This window comes from Pseudomonas sp. DCB_AW, from assembly GCF_026240895.1.
Taxonomy (GTDB): Bacteria; Pseudomonadota; Gammaproteobacteria; order Pseudomonadales; family Pseudomonadaceae; genus Aquipseudomonas; species Aquipseudomonas kermanshahensis.
This window is the reverse complement of record NZ_JAPFCE010000086.1, coordinates 1-19,755: the sequence shown is the minus strand read 5'-3', so window position 1 is coordinate 19,755 and position 19,755 is coordinate 1. Positions and strand designations below refer to the sequence as shown.

Below are 19,755 nucleotides of genomic sequence, written 5' to 3'. Positions count from 1 at the left end.
AGCTGCGAAGAGTCCATTACTGCTAATACATCTCTTCCAGGCACACGGGCCTCTTCGCAGCGCAAGGCTTCTCCTACACAGATGTGCGCATGACTGTATTTTGCAGTCACTGAGTTTTACGTGCGCGCCTGGAGGATCACGAACTTCGCATTGAACATCGGGCCTTGTAGGAGCAGCCTTGTGCTGCGAAGAGGCACTTATGGCTAATACATCGCTACCCGGCATACGGGCCTCTTCGCAGCGCAAGGCTGCTCCTACACAGAAGCGCGTGAAAACACCGGTGCAGAGCACGGGGATGTCTTGTTCAGAGCAGCGCCCTACGCATGTGGACATGACCCTCTCGGCCATTTGCCGCACAATGCCACCCTGCCCAAATTCGGTGCCCGATCCATGAGCCTGCTGAAAACGGCGCTGCACGAAAAAACCTTCGTCTGCGTCATGGAGTTCGTCCCCAAGCCGTCGGCGGAACGCTTCGCCGCCATGCAGGCGATCATGGCCCGCGGGCACCTGTGTGGCTGGCCGATGACGGTGGCCATCGGTGATCGCGTTGGCAGCCCGCTGGACATGTCGCCCCTCGACGCCCTGGCCAGCTTCAGCTCGCCGGTGCCGGCCTTGCCGCACTTCTCAGGCAAGGACCGCGAACGCCACCACTTGCTCGCGCAACTGCAACGCATGGACGCCGATGGGCTGGACCAGTTATTGCTGCTCACCGGCGACCGCCTGCCCGGCCATCAACCTGGGCAGCGCCCGGTGCGCTACCTGGAATCGGTGGCCGCCCTGCAGATCGCGCGCCAAGCCTGCCCGCACTGGCTGCTGGGTGCCGCCCTCAACCCGTTCAAGTACTGCGAGGAAGAAGGGGGGGCGCAGTACTTCAAAGCCGAGAAAAAACTCGCCGCAGGGGCCGATTTCCTGACCCTGCAACTGGGCTTCGATGCCAGCAAGCATCAGGAAGCCCAGGCGTGGATGAACCGTCAGCCCAACCCGAAACCTTTGCTGGCGTGCCTGATGAGCCTTACCCACGGGCGCGCCGCCATGCTCGATCACGTGGCCGGGGTGACCGTCACCCCGTCCATGCGCGACATGCTCGAAGCCGAGGCCGCCGTGTCCAAGGCGTACGCACAGGCGCGCAGCGTCGACCGCCTGGCCCTGCAGGTCATCGGTGTGAAGTTGATGGGCTACGCCGGTGTGCACCTGTCGGGCATTCACGAACTCAAGCAGTTGCTGGCCCTGGAAGAACGCCTCGAACATTGGCAAGCGCAGCTCCATTCGCTGGAACAGTGGGCGCCCGCCTGGGCTGCCAGCTGGCAGGTACCCGGCCTGCCCGCCGTGGCCTTCCACCCCCCAGCAGCGAGCTGGCGCCAGGGCGAGTCGAAAGTCAGCGCGTCGAGCACAGAAAAAGCGCGCTACCACCTGCTGCACGCCTTCCATGCCCTGCTGTTCAGCCGCAACAACTGGCTGAGCAAGGCATTCGGCTGGGCCGTTCGCCAACCGCTGTGGGCCTCGGCCTCGGGCGCCCGCGTGCTGCACGGGGTGGAACGTGCGGTGAAACGCCCGTTGCTGGGCTGCGACACCTGCGGCCGCTGCCGCCTCGAAGACACCCTCTACATCTGCCCGGAAACCTGCCCCAAAGGCCTGGCCAACGGCCCCTGCGGCGGTACCTCGCTGAACCGCTGCGAATTCGGCGACCGCGAGTGCATCCACAGTGTCAAATACCGCACCGCCAAGGCCGTGCGGCAGACTGCCGTGCTGACTGAGCGCCTGATCCCGTGCATCGAGGTGCAAACCCGCCACCGCAGTTCATGGCCGGCCTGGTTCGCGGCTCAGGCACCTCAGCGGCTCAAGGCTTGCTCAAAGCCTCGAACCCAGCCCGAATCGTAGCCTCGGGCAGTTCGTCGGCAATAAACACCATCACGCTTTCGCGTGCCTCGCCTGCTGCCCACTCGGCATCCCAGTCGAAGCCGTACAGTTTCAGCACGCCCTGAAACACCAGGCGACGGTCTTCGCCGGCAATGTTCAGCACGCCCTTGTAACGCAGCAACTGCTTACCATGGGTTTCCAGCAGTTCGTTCATGAAGTCGCTGAGCCGGTCGATGTCCAGCGGCGTGTCGGTACGCAGCACCAGGGTGGAGATGCGGTCCGGGGTGGCCGGTTTGAGCACCGGGCGCAGGGTGGGTTTAAGGCTGGCGCCCAAGTCGGTATTGAGGTTGAAACCGCGCACATCGAGCAGCTCGGCCAAATCGATGCGCCCGTGCTCGACCACACGCACAGCGGCACGGCCGTTGATGCGCGACAGCCGCTCACGCAGGGCCTCCACCGCCGCCGGCTCGACCAGGTCAGTCTTGCTCAGCAACAGCCGGTCGGCAAAACCGACCTGGGCCTGGGCGATAGCCTGGGTCAGGTGCAGCTCGGCATGGGCGGCATCGACCAAGGTGATGATGCCGTCGAGGATGTAGCGGTCACGCAGGTCCTCGTCGATGAAAAAGGTCTGCGCCACCGGTGCCGGGTCGGCAAGGCCGGTGCACTCGATCACCAGGCGGTCGAAGGCGATCTCGCCAGCGTCCAGGCGTTCCAGCAGCAGGTACAAGGCACGGGTCAGGTCGCCATGAATGCTGCAACACACGCAGCCGTTGGCCAGGGTCATGACTTGCACCGGCTCGTCACCCAGCAGTTGGCTGTCGATGCCGGCCTCGCTGAACTCGTTTTCGATCACGGCGATCTTCAGGCCGTGCTCGGCCTTGAGCATGTGCTTGAGCAAGGTGGTCTTGCCGGCACCCAGAAAGCCGGTCAGTACAGTGACGGGGATAGGCGTTTGCACGCGATGTACTCCTGAAGCTGAAAATGACTGTGGGAGCCCGGTTGCCCGGGCTCCCACAGGTTCACAGGTGTTGCAGGCTCAACAGCACTTGGGCCCGGACTTGCCACCGTAGCGCGCTTCCTGGCGTTCGCGGAAGAACGCCTCGTAGCTCATCACCGGTTTGTCCGGGTGCTTGTTCTGCATGTGTTCGACATAGTTGTCGTAGTCGGGCATGCCGACCATCAGGCGGGCTGCCTGCCCCAGGTACTTACCCAGTCGACCCAGGTCGTTGAACATAGCTGCAGTCCTCTCGTTTACGCGTCAGGCAGCGCCTGGAACGGGGTTTCCTTGTCGGTGCGTTCCTTGCGGCCGAGGGCGGCGTAGCCGACCTTGATGGCGAAGAACAGGATGCTGAAGACCACCAGCAGGAACAGAATCGTCAGGCCCGCGTTGGTGTAGGCGTTGAAGATCACGTGCTGCATCTGGCCGATGTCCTTGGCCGGGGCCAGTACCTGGCCAGCGTCCAGGGCGGTGCTGTACTTCTTGGCCAGGGCCAGGAAGCCCACGGCCGGGTTCGGGTCGAACAGCTTGATCAGGCCCGCAGCGGTGGTGCAAATCAGCAGCCACACAGCCGGCAGCAGGGTCACCCAGATGTAGCGCTGGCGCTTCATCTTGATCAGCACCACGGTACCCAGCATCAAGGCGATACCGGCCAGCATCTGGTTGGAGATACCGAACAGCGGCCACAAGGTGTTGATGCCACCCAGCGGGTCGATCACGCCTTGGTACAGCAAGTAGCCCCAGAGTGCCACGCAACCGGCGGTGGCGAGCAGGTTGGCGCCCCACGATTCGGTGCGTTTCAGGGCCGGTACGAAGCTGCCCAGCAGGTCTTGCAGCATGAAGCGGCCGGCACGGGTACCGGCGTCCACGGCGGTCAGGATGAACAACGCTTCGAACAGGATCGCGAAGTGGTACCAGAAGGCCATGGTGTTTTCACCCGGCAGCACCTGGTGAAGGATCTGTGCGATACCCACCGCCAAGGTTGGCGCACCACCGGCACGGGCCAGGATGGTGTGCTCGCCGATGTCGCGGGCGACCGCTTCGAGCTGCTCAGGGGTGATCAGGAAGCCCCAACTGCTGACCGTCTGCGCCACCGACGCCACGTCGGCACCGACCACGGCGGCCGGGCTGTTCATGGCGAAGTACACGCCCGGCTCGATCACCGAAGCGGCGACCATGGCCATGATGGCGACGAACGATTCCATCAGCATGCCGCCGTAGCCGATGTAACGGGCGTTGGTTTCGTTGTCCAGCAGCTTGGGCGTGGTGCCCGAAGAGATCAGCGCATGGAAGCCCGATACCGCACCACACGCAATGGTGATGAACAGGAACGGGAACAGGGTGCCCTTCCAGACCGGGCCGGTACCGTCGGTGAACTGGGTCAGGGCCGGCATTTTCAGCTCAGGCGCGATGATCAGGATACCGATGGCCAGGCCCACGATGGTGCCGATCTTGAGGAAGGTCGACAGGTAGTCACGCGGTGCCAGTACCAGCCAAACCGGCAGTACGGCAGCGACGAAGCCATAACCCACCAGCATCCAGGTGATCTGCACGCCGGTGAAGGTGAACGCCGGGCCCCAGACCGGGTCTGCAGCGATCACGCCGCCGAGCCAGATCGATGCCAGCAGCAGCACCACGCCGACCACCGAGATCTCGCCAATGCGGCCCGGGCGGATGTAGCGCATGTAGATGCCCATGAACATCGCGATCGGGATGGTCGCCATCACCGTGAACATGCCCCATGGGCTCTCGGCCAGGGCCTTGACCACGATCAGCGCCAGCACCGCGAGGATGATGATCATGATCAGGAAGCAGCCGAACAAGGCGATGGTGCCGGGGATGCGGCCCATTTCCTCGCGCACCATGTCGCCCAGCGAGCGGCCATTGCGGCGGGTGGACATGAACAGGACCATGAAGTCCTGCACCGCACCGGCCAGCACCACACCGGCGATCAGCCAGAGTGTGCCGGGCAGGTAGCCCATCTGCGCGGCGAGTACCGGGCCGACCAGCGGGCCGGCGCCAGCGATGGCGGCGAAGTGGTGGCCGAACAGGATGTGTTTGTTGGTCGGGACGTAGTCCAGGCCATCGTTGTTGAGCACCGCCGGCGTAGCGCGGCGAGGGTCGAGTTGCATCACCTTGGTGGCGATGAACAGGCTGTAGTAGCGATAGGCGACCAAGTAGATGGCCACTGCCGCGACCACGATCCACAAGGCGTTGATCGCCTCACCGCGACGCAGGGCAACCACACCCAGCGCGCAGGCCCCTATGACTGCCAGCGCCAGCCACGGAATATGGCGTAGCAGGCTATTATTGTTGTTCATGGTTTGCTTCCAGCTGGTGGATTGGAAAGACCGCCTATCGAGTCTAGGGCGAGTCATCGCGCATTGCCACACTTGCTTTGGTCTAGAGCCTCTGCGGCCAGATTGCGGTACCTGATGTACCTACCATACTCACTATAGTCAGGTTGTCACCCGGAGAGTCCCCCATGAGCGATCACGACGAACGCCGCCGTTTTCAACGCATCGAATTCGATGCAACGACCGAATTGCGCCAAGGCCTGCAGCGCTGGCCGACGAAGTTGCTGGACGTTTCACTCAAAGGCCTGCTGGTGGAACGGCCGGCGAACTGGGAAGCGGACTTGACGCAGGACTTCGAGGCAATTATCCACCTCGACCCTTCCACCCGGGTAGAGATGCAAGTGGAACTGCGCCACGAAGAACCCACCCGCCTGGGCTTTGTTTGCCTCTACATCGACATCGATTCAATGACCCATTTGCACCGTCTTGTGGAATTGAACGTGGCCGACAGCACCGAAATGATGCGTGAGCTGCGTGAACTCATCGAATAATGGGATCTTTTAGCTAGCTAACATCCTCCCCACCCCGTGTTTCCTGTCTACCCAGACAGCTTTAAGCCTGGGTAGCAGTACTTTGTACACACCCCTCTAGTACAGCCTCTGTCGACTTGGTACGCGTTCTGCATTGGGCTCTAGCACACCTTGCGAGCCTGCTTGTTCGCGCTCCGATCAAAATATTGTATACAATTGTTGTGGCAATCATTTGTAGGAAGTGTCTACAGTAGCGGCACAACAATAAACGCAGAGAGCCTGCTCCATGACTACGTCCCCTAGCACGTCTCCCGCCAAGCGCCCCGAGGATGAAAACCTCGGCCTTGGGGCCAACTTGGCCTATGGTCTGCAGCATGTGTTGACCATGTATGGAGGGATTGTCGCGGTACCCCTGATTCTGGGGCAGGCCGCAGGCCTGAACGGTGCCGAGATCGGCATGCTGATCGCCGCCTCGTTGTTTGCCGGTGGCCTGGCCACCTTGCTGCAGACGCTGGGCCTGCCGTTCTTCGGCTGTCAGCTGCCGCTGGTGCAGGGCGTGTCGTTCGCTGGCGTGGCAACCATGGGCGCGATCCTCAGCAGCGAGGGCGGCGGTGGCCTGCCAGGTGTGCTGGGCGCGGTCATGGCGGCCTCGTTCATCGGCTTCCTGATTACCCCCGTGTTTTCGCGCATTACCAAGTTCTTCCCGCCGCTGGTGACCGGCATCGTCATCACCACCATCGGCCTGACCCTGATGCCAGTGGCCGCACGCTGGGTGATGGGCGGCAACAGCGCCTCGCCGGAGTTCGGCAGCATGGCCAACATCGGCCTCGCGGCGCTGACCTTCGCCATCGTCCTGCTGCTGAGCAAGCTGGGCAGCGCGACCATCTCTCGTCTTTCGATTCTGCTGGCCATGGTCGTGGGCACCCTGATTGCCTGGGCGCTGGGCATGACCGACTTCAGCAAGGTTACCCAAGGCCCGATGTTCGCGTTCCCCACGCCATTCCACTTCGGCATGCCGGAATTCCACATCGCCGCGATCCTGTCGATGTGCATCGTGATCATGGTGACCCTGGTGGAAACCTCGGCCGATATCCTTGCGGTGGGCGACATCATTGAAACCAAGGTCGACTCCAAGCGCCTGGGCAATGGCCTGCGTGCCGACATGGCGTCGAGCATCCTGGCGCCGATCTTCGGCTCGTTCACCCAAAGTGCCTTCGCCCAGAACGTCGGCCTGGTGGCCGTGACCGGGGTCAAGAGCCGATATGTGGTGGCCACTGGTGGCGTGATTCTGGTGGTGCTCGGCCTGCTGCCGATCATGGGCCGGGTGATTGCCGCGGTACCCACCCCGGTACTGGGTGGCGCGGGCATCGTGCTGTTCGGCACCGTGGCGGCCAGCGGCATCCGGACCCTGTCCAAGGTCAGCTACAAGAACAACGTCAACCTGATCATCGTCGCCGCTTCGCTGGGCTTCGGCATGATCCCGATTGCCGCACCGACCTTCTACCACCACTTCCCGAACTGGTTCGAGACCATCTTCCACTCCGGCATCAGCTCGGCGGCGATCATGGCCATCCTGCTGAACCTGATCTTCAACCACTTCACAGCCGGTAATTCGGACCAGCAGTCGGTGTTCGCCGCGGCCTACGAGCGCACCATCCAGTATTCGGACATCTCCGCACTGCGCGATGGCGACTACTTCAAGGAGGGCAAGCTGTTCGATGCCGAGGGTAATGAAGTGCCGATGATGGAACTGGACGAGCATGGCAACGAGGCGCCCAGGCGCAGTGCGGTTGCCGAGCATTGACCGCTGATTGAGCGGTTACGCGGGGGGAGCCGATGCGCATCGTCGGCTCCCCTTTTTGTTTGCCTGCACCGGCCTCTTCGCGGGGCAAGCCCGCTCCCACAGGGTGTACTTGCCCATAGATCCCCCAAGGGTTGTATTGGTGTCCAACTTCTTGGGGGCAGTCCAGGGAATTACAGGTTTGCAGTCCACCTTGTGGGAGCGGGCTTGCCCCGCGAAGAGGCCGGTGCAGGATTACTCGAACAGGGCGTCCAAAGCCTGCTCCAGCCGGGTCACGGCAATCACCTGCAACCCCGCAGGCGGTTCCTTCGGCGCATTGCCCTTGGGCACGATGGCCCGCTTGAAGCCGTGCTTGGCCGCCTCTTTCAACCGCTCCTGGCCGCTGGGCACCGGCCGCACCTCACCCGACAGGCCAATTTCGCCAAACACCAGCAGCCCATGGGCCAACGGCCGGTTGCGCAAGCTGGACATCACCGCAGCCAGCAACGCCAGGTCAGACGCGGTTTCGAGTACCTTCACCCCGCCCACCACGTTAAGGAACACGTCCTGGTCGTGGGTGGGAATGCCGCCGTGGCGGTGCAGCACCGCCAGCAACATGGCCAACCGGTTCTGATCCAGGCCCAGGGTCACCCGACGCGGGTTGGCCAGGTGGCTGTCATCGACCAGCGCCTGCACCTCAACCAGCATCGGCCGCGTGCCCTCCCAGGTGGCCATCACCACACTGCCCGGCACTTCTTCCTGGGTACGGTTGAGGAAGATCGCCGACGGGTTCGAGACCTCCTTGAGGCCGCGGTCGGTCATGCCGAACACGCCCAGTTCGTTGACCGCGCCAAAACGGTTCTTAACCGCCCGCAGAAGCCGCAGGCGGCCATCGGACTCACCTTCGAAATACAGCACCGTATCGACCATGTGCTCGAGCACGCGCGGCCCGGCCAGCGAGCCTTCCTTGGTGACGTGGCCGACCAGGAAAATCGCCGTGCCGCTCTGCTTGGCGTAGCGCACCAGCAATGCCGTGCTCTCGCGCACCTGGGCCACGCCGCCGGGCGCCGATTGCAGTTGTTCGGTGAAAATGGTCTGGATCGAGTCGATGACCATGACCCGGGGTTTTTCCACACGGGCCGTGGCGATGATGGTCTCGATGCAGGTTTCGGTCATCACCTTGAGCTGGTCCTGGGGCAGGCCCAGGCGGCGCGAGCGCATGGCCACCTGCTGTTGCGACTCTTCGCCGGTGACGTACAGCGCGGGCATCTGCACTGCGATGTTGCACAACGTCTGCAGCAGGATGGTCGACTTGCCGATGCCTGGGTCACCCCCGATCAGCACCACCGAGCCGTCGACCAAGCCGCCGCCCAATACGCGGTCCAGTTCGGTGCTGCTGGTGGTAAAACGCGGGATTTCTTCCACACTGACTTCGGCCAGTGTCTTGATCTGCGCCTGCTGCCCGGTCCAGCCGGCACGGCCGCTGCTGGGCGCAGCCGCGCCGCCGCTTTCGATCATGGTTTCGACCAGGGTGTTCCAGGCCCCGCATTCACCGCACTGGCCTGCCCATTTGGGAAAGGTCGCGCCGCACTCGGTGCAGCCATACAAGCGCTTGGCCTTGGCCATGGGCGGATTCTCCTGGAAAAACCGCCATGATAGCCGAGCGAGACGTGTCTCGAACGCTTCGAGATGCGACAAAACTATTCGTTCTAACCACAGTCATTAGGGCTGTACCTCACGCATGAAGCGTTTAAGTGGCTTACACTGCGTTTACCTCACCATTTGTTACAAAGGAATCGAACATGGGCATGATCAGTGAGTTCAAGGCCTTCGCGGTCAAAGGCAATGTCGTCGACATGGCGGTCGGTATCATCATCGGCGCGGCCTTCGGCAAGATCGTCTCGTCCTTCGTGGGTGACGTTGTCATGCCGCCACTGGGGTTGTTGATCGGAGGCGTGGACTTCAGTGACCTGGCGATTACCTTGAAGGCTGCAGAAGGTGACATTCCGGCGGTGGTGCTGGCCTACGGCAAGTTCATCCAGACCGTGATCGACTTCGTGATCGTTGCGTTTGCCATCTTCATGGGTGTGAAGGCGATCAACCGCCTGAAGCGCGAAGAAGCGGTGGCACCGAGCGCGCCGCCCGTGCCAAGCGCTGAAGAAACGCTGCTGACCGAGATTCGTGACCTGCTCAAGACGCAGAACCAGAACCGCTTGCCCTGAAACGTACTGGGGCCGCATTGCGGCCCCGTGCGTTACCAGTAGTTTTCCACCGCCACCTGCCCCGGCCGCTTGCTCAGGCTCAACTGCAGGTCACGCGCCTTGAGCACCTTTCGGGTTTCATCGATCATCTCCGGGTTACCGCAGAGCATGATGCGCGAATGCTCGGGCGACAGTTCCAGCCCCGCCGCCTTCTCCAGCTCACCATTCTCGATCAGCGTGGTAATACGTGCATTCAACGCACCGGGGTGCTGCTCGCGCGTGACCACCGGAATGAACTGCAACTTGCCGGCAAACTCGGCCAGGTAATCACGTTGCTCCAACCCGGCAATGTCGTCCACGTAGGCCAGCTCCTTCGCCTCGCGTACCGAGTACACCAGTTTGATGCTGTCAAACCGCTCCCAGGCCTCGAAGTCCTGCAGGATGGACATGAACGGTGCGATGCCGGTGCCAGTGGCCAGCAGCCACAGGTCGCGGCCGCCGATGAAGCGATCGAGGGTCAGAAAACCAAAGGCCTGCCGGTCGATCAGCAAGCTGTCACCTGCGCCCAACCGGCTCAGTTCACTTGTGAACTCCCCCCCGGGCACCACGATCGAGAAGAAGTCGAGGTACTCGTCATGGGGAGCGCTGACCATGGAATAGGCGCGCCAGACTACACTGCCATCGGCCTTGGTCACGCCAAGGCGAGCGAACTGGCCGGCACGGAAGCGAAAACCCGAATCGCGCGTGACCCGCAGGCTGAAGAGGTTCGGCGTCAATGGCTGAACATCGAGCAGTGTCTGGCGGGTGAACTTTTCGGCGCTGGCGGTCATATCGGGCTCCAAGGTTGACGTGCGCACAGTGTCGCGCAAAGCGGCCTGGATAAAAACCACCGGTTTGTAAGGCCTCACCACGCCGATGCTGCCGATGACGCAGATAATCCTGATCGCTATAACAAAAAATCCCAACGCCACACTAGGTCTTTTCCTACAATGATGCGGGTATGCAAACGGATTGGATCCTGTTGCCCCTTCGGAGTGTTACGGATGCATCACTGGAAGCCTGAGCATCTTCACCATTTTGTCAGCGAGCGATCCCCACGGAAGTTGTTCGATATCGCTGTGCACCTGGTGCAGGACCTGGGCATGCAACACCTCGGGCTGAACATCCGCATCCAGATTGCCACCCAGACGCCCCGGGTGTACCTCTACAGCAACTACCCCACCGAGTGGATCGAGCGCTATCAGCGCGATGAGCTCTACATGCAGGACCCTGCCGCACGCGTAAGCCATTGCCAAACCATGCCCGTACTCTGGACCGACGAGCTGTACCGTGAAGCCCCGCACTTTCGCGAAGTAGCCTGCGAACATGGCCTGCGTCATGGCTGGACGCAGTCGCTGCACGACGTGCAACACAACGAGAGCCAGGTGAGCGTCGCCAGGCCGGCGGGCAGAATAGCGATCAACGAACTCTATGAAAAAGGCGGCAGCGTGCAGTGGCTGTGCCACACCCTGCACGCCGTGCTGTGCGAGCACCACCTGAACGCCCTCTGCCCACCCCAGCCGAAAATGAGCGAGCGGGAACTGGAAGTGCTGAAATGGTCGGCCGCCGGCAAGACTGCCGCCGACGTCGCCTGCATCCTGTCGCTGTCGCAAAGCACGGTAAACTTCCACATCCGCAGCGTGATCACCAAGACCAACGCCGCCAACAAGGCCGGCGCCATCGCCATTGCCGCCCTGCGTGGGTGGATCTGACAGCCATTTCTGCGACCATCGGCAAAGCCCTGTAGAATTGCGCGGCAAAGCCCGTGGCGATCCGCAACGGGCAGATTCGTACCCGAGCCAGACGCCATGCCCTTGTTGACCACCCCCTACGCCGAACTCGACCTGATCCGCCAGCCGGACCAGGCCAACGACCCGCTGCAGGCCTTCGATGCCGCCGACGAGTACCTGCTCGCGCAACTGCATGAGCAGGCGCCTGACGCGAACTGCCGGGTACTGGTGCTCAATGACAGCTTTGGCGCCTTGGCTGCCAGCTTGGCTGGGCAACTTGCGGTGGTCAGCAGCGGCGACTCGCACCTGGCGCACCTGGCCCTGGAAAAAAACCTCGCCCGCAACGGCAAGCCGTTCGACAGCGTGCCGTTCGTGCCGGCCAGTGAGCCGTGGCAGGGCCCGTTCGACCGGGTACTGGTGCGTGTGCCCAAGACCCTGGCCTTGCTCGAAGAGCAACTCATCCGCCTGCAGGGCCACCTGGCGCCCGGCGCGCAGGTGATCGCCGGGGCGATGATCAAGCACCTGCCACGCGCGGCGGGTGACCTGATGGAGAAGTACATCGGCCCGGTACAGGCCTCGCTGGCGCAAAAAAAGGCCCGCCTGCTGACGGCCACCGTTGCCGAGCGCCCGACTGCGCGCTCGCCCTACCCTAGCCGCTATCAGCTCGAATCGCCGGCGCTGGAACTGGTCAACCACGCCAATGTGTTCTGCCGCGATGGCCTGGATATCGGCACCCGTGCGTTTCTCCCGCACCTGCCGCGCAACCTGGGCGCCGCCCGTGTTGCGGACCTGGGCTGTGGCAACGGCGTGTTGGCGATCGCCAGTGCCCTGGATAACCCTGAGGCGCATTACACGCTGGTCGACGAATCGTACATGGCGGTGCAATCGGCCCGCGAAAACTGGCAGGCAGCGCTGGGCGAGCGCCCGGCAGTGATGCTGGCGGCCGATGGCTTGGCCGGGGTGGAAAAACAATCGCTGGACGTGGTGCTGTGCAACCCGCCGTTCCACCAACAGCAAGTGGTCGGCGACTTCCTGGCCTGGCGCATGTTCCAGCAGGCCCGCGAGGCATTGGTGGTGGGGGGTGCGCTGTACATCGTCGGTAACCGCCACCTGGGTTACCACAGCAAACTGGCGCGGCTGTTCCGCGGGGTTGAACAAGTAGCGGCGACGCCGAAGTTCGTGATCCTCAAAGCCCGCAAGTAACAATCTGCGACTGCCTAAATTCAGGCATTCGCAACCCAGGTAGGAGCAGCCTTGTGCTGCGAAGAGGCCGGTGACAGCAGCGAAAATCTACGTGCTGCCACTGGCCTCTTCGCAGCACAAGGCTGCTCCTACAAGGAAGGGCTAAACCCTTTTGATCAATGGGTGGTGAGGCCTGCTGCCCCCATGAACAGGCGCATCACATAGGCCGCCACACCCAGGGCCGCCACACTCATTGCCCAGATCAGCACCAGCCAACCCAGGCGCTGCCACAGTGGCTTCTTCTCTTCCAAGCCATGCTTGCCGGTCATCATGCGCGCCTCCTAGTGATAGCCGTCTTCATGGGTCACCTTGCCGCGGAACACGTAGTAGCTCCAGAAGGTGTACCCCAGGATGAACGGCAGGATGAACAACGTACCCACCAGCATGAACCCTTGGCTCTGCGGCGGCGCCGCGGCATCCCAGATCGAGATCGACGGCGGGATGATGTTCGGCCACACACTGATGCCCAGGCCGCTGTAGCCAAGGAAGATCAGCACCAGGGTCAGCAGGAACGGCGTGTAGTTGGCATTGCGCGCGACCGCCTTGAGCAACCCGTAGAAGGTCACCAGCACCAGGATAGGCACCGGCATGAACCAGATCAGGTTAGGCATGCTGAACCAGCGGTCGGCGATTTGCGGGTAGGCGATCGGCGTCCACAGGCTGACGATACCGATCACCACCAGCAGCACCAGCGCTAGCGGCTTGGCCAGGTCATGCATCTGCAATTGCAGCGGCCCTTCGGTCTTCATGATCAGCCAGGTGCAGCCCAGCAGGGTGTAGGCGACGATCAGGCCCAACCCGCTGAACACGCTGAACGGGGTCAGCCAGTCGAGGGTGCCACCGGCATAGTGGCGGTCAACCACCTTGAAGCCCTCGATGAACGCGCCCAGCGCAACGCCCTGAAAGAAGGTCGCGATCAACGAACCCCAAATGAACGCCTTGTCCCAGATGTGCCGCTTGTCATCCTTGGCCTTGAAACGGAACTCGAAGGCCACGCCGCGGAAGATCAAGCCGATCAGCATGAGGATCAGCGGCAGGTACAAGGCTTCGAGTACCACCGAATAGGCCATCGGGAAAGCCCCGAACAGCCCGGCGCCGCCCAGCACCAGCCAGGTCTCGTTGCCGTCCCACACGGGGGCGACGGTGTTCATCATCACATCACGGTCACGCTCGCCCTTGACGAAGGGGAAGAGCATGCCGATGCCCAGGTCGAAACCATCCATCACCACGTACATCATGACGCCGAAGATGATGATCACGGCCCAGATCAGCGGAAGGTCGATACCCATGGCTCAGTTCCCCTTGCTCAGGCTGACGGTGTTGGCCTCATGGCCATCATCGGCGGCGGACAGCGGCCGCGCCGGCGTGCGTTTCTGGCCTGGGCCACCTGGGTTGGGTTCATCACCCTCGCCCGTCTTCGGCCCTTTGCGCACCAGGCGCATCATGTAGCCGAGGCCGGTGCCGAACAGGGCGAAGTACACCACCACGAACGCCACCAGGGTAAAGCCGAGCTGAACGTAACTGTGGTTGGAGACCCCTTCGGAGGTGCGCATCAGGCCATACACCACCCACGGCTGGCGGCCGATTTCGGTAGTGAACCAGCCGGCCAGGATGGCGATCAGGCCGGAAGGCCCCATCCACAGGGTCAGGTACAGGAACGGCCTGGAGCTGTAGAGCGTGCCGCGCTTGCGCAGCCACAGGCTCCACAGGCCCACGAAGATCATCAGGAAGCCAAGCCCGACCATGACCCGGAACGACCAGAACACGATGGTCGAGTTGGGCCGGTCCGCTGCCGGGAATTCCTTCATCGCGGGCACTTGCTTGTCCAGGCTGTGGGTCAGGATCAGGCTGCCGAGGGCTGGGATCTCGACCTTGAAGCGCGTGGTCTCGGCTTTCATGTCGGGGATGCCGAACAGGATCAACGGGGTCGGTTCGCCCGGCACGTTCTCCCAATGGCCCTCGATGGCGGCGATTTTCACCGGCTGGTGCTTGAGCGTGTTGAGCCCGTGGAAGTCACCGATCACCGCTTGGATCGGCGCAACGATCAGCGCCATCCACATGGCCATCGACAGCATCTTGCGCACGGCCGGGTTGTCACGCCCGCGCAGCAAGTGCCAGGCCGCCGAGGCGCCGACGAAGAAGGCAGTGGCGACGAACGCGGCCGTGGCCATGTGCATCAACCGGTAGGGGAACGAGGGGTTGAAGATCACCGCCAGCCAGTCCACCGGTACCACGCGGCCATCGATGATCTCGTGGCCTTGCGGGGTCTGCATCCAGCTGTTGGAGGCCAGGATCCAGAAGGTCGAGACCAGCGTGCCGAGCGCCACCATGACTGTGGCGAAGAAGTGCAGGCCGCGGCCGACACGGTTCCAGCCAAACAGCATGACGCCCAGGAAGCCTGCCTCGAGGAAGAACGCCGTCAGCACCTCATAGGTGAGCAAGGGGCCAGTGACGGCGCCGGCGAAATCGGAGAAGCGGCTCCAGTTGGTGCCGAACTGATAGGCCATGACCAGGCCAGAAACCACGCCCATGCCGAAGTTGACGGCGAAGATTTTCGACCAGAAGTGGTAGAGGTCACGGTAGACCTGGTTGTGGGTCCGCAGCCAAAGGCCTTCGAGGACCGCCAGATAGCTCGCCAAGCCAATGGTGATGGCCGGGAACAGGATGTGAAAGGACACGGTAAATGCAAACTGGATTCGGGCGAGATCTAGGGCCTCTAAACCGAACATAGTGCTTCCTCTTCAGATAATCCGGCGTTCGGGCTCGTGGCCCTGGCGCCTACTGCCCCCACGGTATCGAGTGCGGCGAGTTGGAATTGTTCTGTGCAATCGCAGGGATTCCGGCCCAAAGGCCACATCGTCGGCTGATCGTTGCATTTACAACGATTGATCCAGGTCAACGACTGACTGGAAGCATAGTCCTGAATGGCCAGGCGGGCCGTGTGGTTGATTGCCGCGTGACCCGTTGCCCCACCCTCTTACATAAACCGTGAAAAAGTGCCGATTACGGCAAACAGTAACTGCTTGTTACAAACAGATGATAATCTGCCGCCCCCTCTACTGCGCCGAGGCCACAGGTTTCCGATGTCCGATTCCGCACCGCAGTTGTTGCGTCATCATCGCCCCTTCATCGCCTTCTGGCTGGCCCGTGTGTTTACCGCCAGCGGCTTCCAGATGCTCACCGTGGCCATCGGTTGGCACCTCTACCAGCTCACCGGCAATGTGCTCGACCTGGGCCTGGTCGGCCTGGTCGAATTCGCCCCGCGCGTGCTGTTCATGCTGCACACCGGGCATGTTGCCGACCGCTATGACCGGCGCAAGGTCGCCGCCCTGTGCCAGAGCCTGCAGGGGTTGATTGCCCTGGCGCTGGCGGTGGGCAGCGCCACCGACAACGTCAGCCGCGAGCTGATTTTCGCCCTGGCCTTCCTGCTGGGCGCGACGCGTTCGTTCGAGATGCCGGCCACCCAAGCCCTGCTGCCCAACGTCGTGCCGCCGGGGTTGTTCCCCCGGGCAGTGGCAGCCTCGGCCTCGGCGACCCAGGCCGCCACCATCGTCGCCCCCGCGGTGGGCGGCTTGCTGTATGCCTTTGGCAGCATCTGGGTGTATGGGCCGACCGTAGGGCTGTACGCCATCGCTTGCGTGCTGACCTTGAGCCTGGACGCGCGCCAGCAAGTGGCCCAACGCGGCCGTGCCAGCCTGGAGTCGCTATTGGCCGGTATTCGCTTTATCCGCAGCCGGCCAGACATCCTCGGGGCCATTTCGCTCGACCTGTTCGCCGTGCTGCTGGGCGGCGCGACCGCGCTGTTGCCGGTGTTCGCCAAGGACATCCTGCTCACCGGCCCCTGGGGCCTGGGCCTGCTGCGCTCGGCACCGGCGGTGGGCGCGTTGCTGATGTCGCTGTGGCTGGCGCGCTTCCCGTTCGAGCGCAAGGTCGGGCGCACCATGTTCACAGCGGTGGGCGTATTTGGCGTGGCGACCATCGCGTTTGGCCTGTCGACGTCGTTCTGGTTCTCGCTGGCGGTGCTGGTGGTGTTGGGTGCGGCGGATATGATCAGCATGGTCATTCGCAGTTCATTCGTGCAGCTGGAAACGCCAGATGAAATGCGCGGGCGGGTGAGCGCCGTCAACGGCTTGTTCATCGGTGCCTCGAACCAGCTCGGCGAGTTCGAATCCGGGGTCACGGCGCACTGGTTTGGCACAGTGCCGGCGGTGGTGCTCGGTGGCGTGGGCACGCTGGTGGTGACCGGGGTGTGGATAAAACTGTTCCCAACGTTGGCCAAACGCGATCGGTTGCACAGCGGCTGATCACCGGCCCAGGCCCTGCGCGGAGCCTTGTAGGAGCAGCCTTGTGCTGCGAAGAGGCCCTTACTGCCATAAAGAATCGTCTGTCAGACCGGCCTCTTCGCAGCACAAGGCTGCTCCTACACGGTTTTCAGCACAGGCGTTGAGGGTGGCGTGGGTTTGCAAAATCCCATTCCCCAATGGCCATAGGCCCCCGCCATGCATGCTGGTATGATGCGCGGCTTTTTTCCGCCCCAGATAAAACCACGGCAACCGGTACGGTCTGTGCTTTGCTGATGGGGTCGATACAAATCACGGCGCCGGGGGCGCCTTGGGGAGCGGGCATGCTGGAAAGGCTGTTTCAACTAAAAGCACACAACACCAATGTGCGCACCGAGATTCTTGCGGGCGTCACCACCTTCCTGGCCATGGCCTACATCCTGTTCGTCAACCCGAGCATCCTCGGCGAGACCGGCATGGACAAAGGTGCGATCTTCGTCGCCACCTGCCTGGCCGCGGCCATCGGCTCGACGACCATGGGCCTGATCGCCAACTACCCGATCGCCCTGGCGCCGGGCATGGGCCTGAACGCCTTCTTCACCTACACCGTGGTCCTGCACATGGGCCACACCTGGCAGGTCGCGCTGGGCGCGGTGTTCCTGTCGGCGGTGATGTTCTTCCTGCTGTCGATCTTCCGCATTCGCGAATGGATCGTGAACAGCATCCCACTGCCGCTGCGCTCGGCCATTGCCGCCGGTATCGGCTTGTTCCTGGCGCTGATCGCCCTGCATAACGCAGGCATCGTCGTCGATAACCCGGCCACCCTGGTAGGCCTGGGCGACCTCAAGCAGCCGGCGCCGATCCTCGCCACCCTGGGCTTCTTCCTGATCGTCGGCCTCGAATCGCTGAAGGTTCGCGGCGCGGTGCTGATCGGCATTCTGGCCGTGACCATCGCCGCGATCGCGATGGGCGTGACGCCGTTCGCCGGCGTCGTGTCCATGCCGCCATCGCTGGCACCGACCTTCCTCCAGCTGGACATCGCCGGTGCCTTGGATGTGGGCCTGGTCAGCGTCATCTTCGCCTTCCTGTTCGTCGACCTGTTCGACAACTCCGGCACCCTGATCGGCGTGGCCAAACGCGCCGGCCTGATGGGCAAGGACGGCCACATGCCGAAGATGGGCCGCGCCCTGATCGCCGACAGCACCGCCGCCATGGCCGGCTCGCTGCTGGGCACCTCGACCACCACCAGCTACATCGAATCGGCTGCCGGCGTGAGCGCGGGCGGGCGCACCGGCCTGACTGCCGTCGTGGTTGCGGTGCTGTTCCTGCTGGCGCTGTTCTTCGCACCGCTGGCCGGTAGCGTACCGGCCTTCGCCACGGCGCCAGCGCTGCTGTTCGTCGCCGTGCTGATGGCCTCGGGCCTGGCGGAAATAAACTGGGACGACGTCACCGAAGCCGCACCTGTGGTGGTGACCGCCCTGGCCATGCCGCTGACCTACTCGATCGCTAACGGCATCGCCTTCGGCTTCATTTCCTGGACCGCCGTCAAGCTGATCTCGGGTCGCCACCGCGACCTGAACCCGGCCCTGGTGATCCTTTCCATCCTGTTCGTCATCAAGCTGGGCTGGTTCAACGCATGAGTGCTGCTTTCGACCCCTCCTCCTACGCCACCCAGCTGGACGCCAAGGTTGCCCGGCTGCGCGCGCTGCTGGCGCCGTTCGGCGCGCCGGAACCGGCTGTTTTCGATTCGCCGCGCGAGCACTATCGCCTGCGCGCCGAGTTCCGCCTGTGGCGCGAGGACGGCCAGCGCCACTACGCGATGTTCGCCCCGGGCGAGAAGCACAAGGCGATCCTGATTGACGACTTCCCCATCGCCAGCGAGCGCATCAATGACTTGATGCCGCGCCTGAAGGCGGCCTGGCAGGCCAGCGAGGCACTGAGCAATCGCCTGTTCCAGGTGGAGTTCCTCACCACACTGGCCGGCGATGCGATGGTCACGATGTGCTACCACCGCCCGCTGGACGAGGCCTGGGAAGTGGCGGCGCGGCAGTTGGCCGAAGAACTGGGGGTAAGCCTGATCGGCCGCTCCAAGGGCAAGCGCCTGGTGATTGGCCGTGATTACGCGGTAGAGAAACTGGACGTGGCGGGCCGTGTGTTCAGCTATCGCCAGCCGGAAGGCGCGTTCACCCAGCCTAACGGCGCGGTGAACCAGAAGATGCTGAGCTGGGCGTTCGACGCCATGGGCGAGCGCGAGGATGACCTGCTGGAGCTGTATTGCGGCAACGGCAACTTCACCCTGCCACTGGCCACCCGTGCGCGCCAAGTGCTGGCCACCGAGATCAGCAAGACCTCGGTCAATGCTGCGCTGAGCAACCTTGATGAGAACGGTGTGGATAACGTGCGCTTGGTGCGGCTGTCGGCTGAAGAGCTGACCCAGGCGCTGAATGACGTGCGCCCGTTCCGTCGGCTGGAAGGGATCGACCTGAAAAGTTACGCGTTCGGTACCGTGTTCGTCGACCCGCCGCGTGCGGGGATGGACCCGGATACCTGCGAGCTGACCCGGCGCTTCGAGCGGATTTTGTACATCTCGTGCAATCCGGAAACGCTGGCGGCGAACATCGAGCAGTTGCAGGACACACACCGCATCGAGCGTTGTGCGTTGTTTGACCAGTTCCCGTATACCCATCACATGGAAAGTGGGGTTTTGCTGGTTCGGCGTTGATTGGTAGAAATTGGGGCTGCTTTGCAGCCCTTCGCGGCACAAGGCCGCTCCTACAGGGATCACGCGGTCCTTGTAGGAGC

At 62.9% G+C, this 19,755-nt stretch carries 17 protein-coding genes; 9 read left to right on the top strand and 8 right to left on the bottom strand.

Annotated features, from left to right (window positions below):
* The first annotated feature begins 390 nt into the window (after positions 1-390).
* The gene (locus OO306_RS25570) at positions 391-1,878 is read left to right on the top strand and encodes a methylenetetrahydrofolate reductase C-terminal domain-containing protein (protein ID WP_265970201.1); all 1,488 of its coding nucleotides are present in this window, start codon (positions 391-393) and stop codon (positions 1,876-1,878) included.
* Here the strand turns inward: OO306_RS25570 and yjiA are convergent.
* From yjiA to OO306_RS25555, 3 genes are all read right to left on the bottom strand, one after another.
* Positions 1,838-2,815, bottom strand: a complete 978-nt coding sequence (gene yjiA, locus OO306_RS25565) for a GTPase (RefSeq protein ID WP_027595235.1) — start codon at positions 2,813-2,815, stop codon at positions 1,838-1,840. The genes OO306_RS25570 and yjiA overlap by 41 nt on opposite strands.
* Before the next feature lie 78 nt (positions 2,816-2,893).
* Positions 2,894-3,091: a YbdD/YjiX family protein gene (locus OO306_RS25560; RefSeq protein WP_027595234.1), complete on the bottom strand. Its 198-nt coding sequence runs from the start codon at positions 3,089-3,091 to the stop codon at positions 2,894-2,896.
* 17 nt (positions 3,092-3,108) lie between these two features.
* Entirely contained in the window at positions 3,109-5,175 is a 2,067-nt protein-coding gene (locus tag OO306_RS25555; protein ID WP_012274172.1) for a carbon starvation CstA family protein, read from the bottom strand.
* Between the two features lie 164 nt (positions 5,176-5,339).
* Between OO306_RS25555 and OO306_RS25550 the strand changes: the two genes are divergently transcribed.
* Positions 5,340-5,702, top strand: coding sequence for a PilZ domain-containing protein (locus tag OO306_RS25550; RefSeq protein ID WP_027595233.1), 363 nt, complete (start codon positions 5,340-5,342; stop codon positions 5,700-5,702).
* 265 nt (positions 5,703-5,967) lie between these two features.
* Complete coding sequence (locus tag OO306_RS25545) at positions 5,968-7,485, top strand: nucleobase:cation symporter-2 family protein (RefSeq protein ID WP_033694267.1); 1,518 nt, start codon at positions 5,968-5,970, stop codon at positions 7,483-7,485.
* Between the two features lie 231 nt (positions 7,486-7,716).
* Here the strand turns inward: OO306_RS25545 and radA are convergent, their stop codons facing one another.
* Positions 7,717-9,087, bottom strand: coding sequence for a DNA repair protein RadA (radA, locus tag OO306_RS25540; RefSeq protein WP_027595231.1), 1,371 nt, complete (start codon positions 9,085-9,087; stop codon positions 7,717-7,719).
* 176 nt (positions 9,088-9,263) lie between these two features.
* Between radA and mscL the strand changes: the two genes are divergently transcribed.
* The gene (gene mscL / locus OO306_RS25535) at positions 9,264-9,683 is read left to right on the top strand and encodes a large-conductance mechanosensitive channel protein MscL (protein WP_027595230.1); all 420 of its coding nucleotides are present in this window, start codon (positions 9,264-9,266) and stop codon (positions 9,681-9,683) included.
* Positions 9,684-9,715: 32 nt separating this feature from the next.
* Here mscL and OO306_RS25530 read toward each other — a convergent pair whose 3' ends face one another.
* On the bottom strand, positions 9,716-10,492 hold the full coding sequence (locus OO306_RS25530; protein ID WP_099430436.1) for a ferredoxin--NADP reductase: 777 nt from the start codon (positions 10,490-10,492) through the stop codon (positions 9,716-9,718).
* Between the two features lie 213 nt (positions 10,493-10,705).
* Between OO306_RS25530 and OO306_RS25525 the strand changes: the two genes are divergently transcribed.
* The gene (locus OO306_RS25525) at positions 10,706-11,413 is read left to right on the top strand and encodes an autoinducer binding domain-containing protein (protein ID WP_265970200.1); all 708 of its coding nucleotides are present in this window, start codon (positions 10,706-10,708) and stop codon (positions 11,411-11,413) included.
* 96 nt (positions 11,414-11,509) lie between these two features.
* Positions 11,510-12,634: a methyltransferase gene (locus tag OO306_RS25520; protein ID WP_265970199.1), complete on the top strand. Its 1,125-nt coding sequence runs from the start codon at positions 11,510-11,512 to the stop codon at positions 12,632-12,634.
* 155 nt (positions 12,635-12,789) lie between these two features.
* Here the strand turns inward: OO306_RS25520 and OO306_RS25515 are convergent, their stop codons facing one another.
* The 3 genes from OO306_RS25515 to OO306_RS25505 are packed head-to-tail and all read right to left on the bottom strand — an operon-like array spanning position 12,790 to position 15,402.
* Entirely contained in the window at positions 12,790-12,945 is a 156-nt protein-coding gene (locus tag OO306_RS25515) for a DUF2474 domain-containing protein (RefSeq protein WP_081717522.1), read from the bottom strand.
* A gap of 9 nt (positions 12,946-12,954) precedes the next feature.
* Positions 12,955-13,962, bottom strand: a complete 1,008-nt coding sequence (gene cydB / locus OO306_RS25510) for a cytochrome d ubiquinol oxidase subunit II (RefSeq protein WP_027595434.1) — start codon at positions 13,960-13,962, stop codon at positions 12,955-12,957.
* Positions 13,963-13,965: 3 nt separating this feature from the next.
* Entirely contained in the window at positions 13,966-15,402 is a 1,437-nt protein-coding gene (locus OO306_RS25505) for a cytochrome ubiquinol oxidase subunit I (RefSeq protein ID WP_027595435.1), read from the bottom strand.
* Positions 15,403-15,756: 354 nt separating this feature from the next.
* On the opposite strand from OO306_RS25505, the gene OO306_RS25500 reads away from it, so the two are divergent.
* The 3 genes from OO306_RS25500 to trmA all read left to right on the top strand — a co-directional run bounded on the left by OO306_RS25500 (position 15,757) and on the right by trmA (position 19,675).
* The gene (locus tag OO306_RS25500; protein WP_027595436.1) at positions 15,757-16,977 is read left to right on the top strand and encodes an MFS transporter; all 1,221 of its coding nucleotides are present in this window, start codon (positions 15,757-15,759) and stop codon (positions 16,975-16,977) included.
* Positions 16,978-17,297: 320 nt separating this feature from the next.
* Positions 17,298-18,593, top strand: a complete 1,296-nt coding sequence (locus OO306_RS25495) for an NCS2 family permease (protein ID WP_265970198.1) — start codon at positions 17,298-17,300, stop codon at positions 18,591-18,593.
* Positions 18,590-19,675, top strand: a complete 1,086-nt coding sequence (trmA, locus tag OO306_RS25490; RefSeq protein ID WP_099430439.1) for a tRNA (uridine(54)-C5)-methyltransferase TrmA — start codon at positions 18,590-18,592, stop codon at positions 19,673-19,675. The genes OO306_RS25495 and trmA overlap by 4 nt, the downstream gene beginning before the upstream one ends.
* Positions 19,676-19,755 lie beyond the last annotated feature (80 nt).

What these genes read in the sequence shown, in the direction of transcription:
- OO306_RS25570 (WP_265970201.1), top strand. Translation starts at nt 391, where the DNA reads ATGAGCCTGCTGAAAACGGCGCTGCACGAAAAAACCTTCGTCTGCGTC.
- OO306_RS25560 (WP_027595234.1), bottom strand. Translation starts at nt 3,091, where the DNA reads ATGTTCAACGACCTGGGTCGACTGGGTAAGTACCTGGGGCAGGCAGCC.
- OO306_RS25555 (WP_012274172.1), bottom strand. Translation starts at nt 5,175, where the DNA reads ATGAACAACAATAATAGCCTGCTACGCCATATTCCGTGGCTGGCGCTG.
- OO306_RS25550 (WP_027595233.1), top strand. Translation starts at nt 5,340, where the DNA reads ATGAGCGATCACGACGAACGCCGCCGTTTTCAACGCATCGAATTCGAT.
- OO306_RS25545 (WP_033694267.1), top strand. Translation starts at nt 5,968, where the DNA reads ATGACTACGTCCCCTAGCACGTCTCCCGCCAAGCGCCCCGAGGATGAA.
- radA (WP_027595231.1), bottom strand. Translation starts at nt 9,087, where the DNA reads ATGGCCAAGGCCAAGCGCTTGTATGGCTGCACCGAGTGCGGCGCGACC.
- mscL (WP_027595230.1), top strand. Translation starts at nt 9,264, where the DNA reads ATGGGCATGATCAGTGAGTTCAAGGCCTTCGCGGTCAAAGGCAATGTC.
- OO306_RS25530 (WP_099430436.1), bottom strand. Translation starts at nt 10,492, where the DNA reads ATGACCGCCAGCGCCGAAAAGTTCACCCGCCAGACACTGCTCGATGTT.
- OO306_RS25525 (WP_265970200.1), top strand. Translation starts at nt 10,706, where the DNA reads ATGCATCACTGGAAGCCTGAGCATCTTCACCATTTTGTCAGCGAGCGA.
- OO306_RS25520 (WP_265970199.1), top strand. Translation starts at nt 11,510, where the DNA reads ATGCCCTTGTTGACCACCCCCTACGCCGAACTCGACCTGATCCGCCAG.
- OO306_RS25515 (WP_081717522.1), bottom strand. Translation starts at nt 12,945, where the DNA reads ATGATGACCGGCAAGCATGGCTTGGAAGAGAAGAAGCCACTGTGGCAG.
- cydB (WP_027595434.1), bottom strand. Translation starts at nt 13,962, where the DNA reads ATGGGTATCGACCTTCCGCTGATCTGGGCCGTGATCATCATCTTCGGC.
- OO306_RS25505 (WP_027595435.1), bottom strand. Translation starts at nt 15,402, where the DNA reads ATGTTCGGTTTAGAGGCCCTAGATCTCGCCCGAATCCAGTTTGCATTT.
- OO306_RS25500 (WP_027595436.1), top strand. Translation starts at nt 15,757, where the DNA reads ATGTCCGATTCCGCACCGCAGTTGTTGCGTCATCATCGCCCCTTCATC.
- OO306_RS25495 (WP_265970198.1), top strand. Translation starts at nt 17,298, where the DNA reads ATGCTGGAAAGGCTGTTTCAACTAAAAGCACACAACACCAATGTGCGC.
- trmA (WP_099430439.1), top strand. Translation starts at nt 18,590, where the DNA reads ATGAGTGCTGCTTTCGACCCCTCCTCCTACGCCACCCAGCTGGACGCC.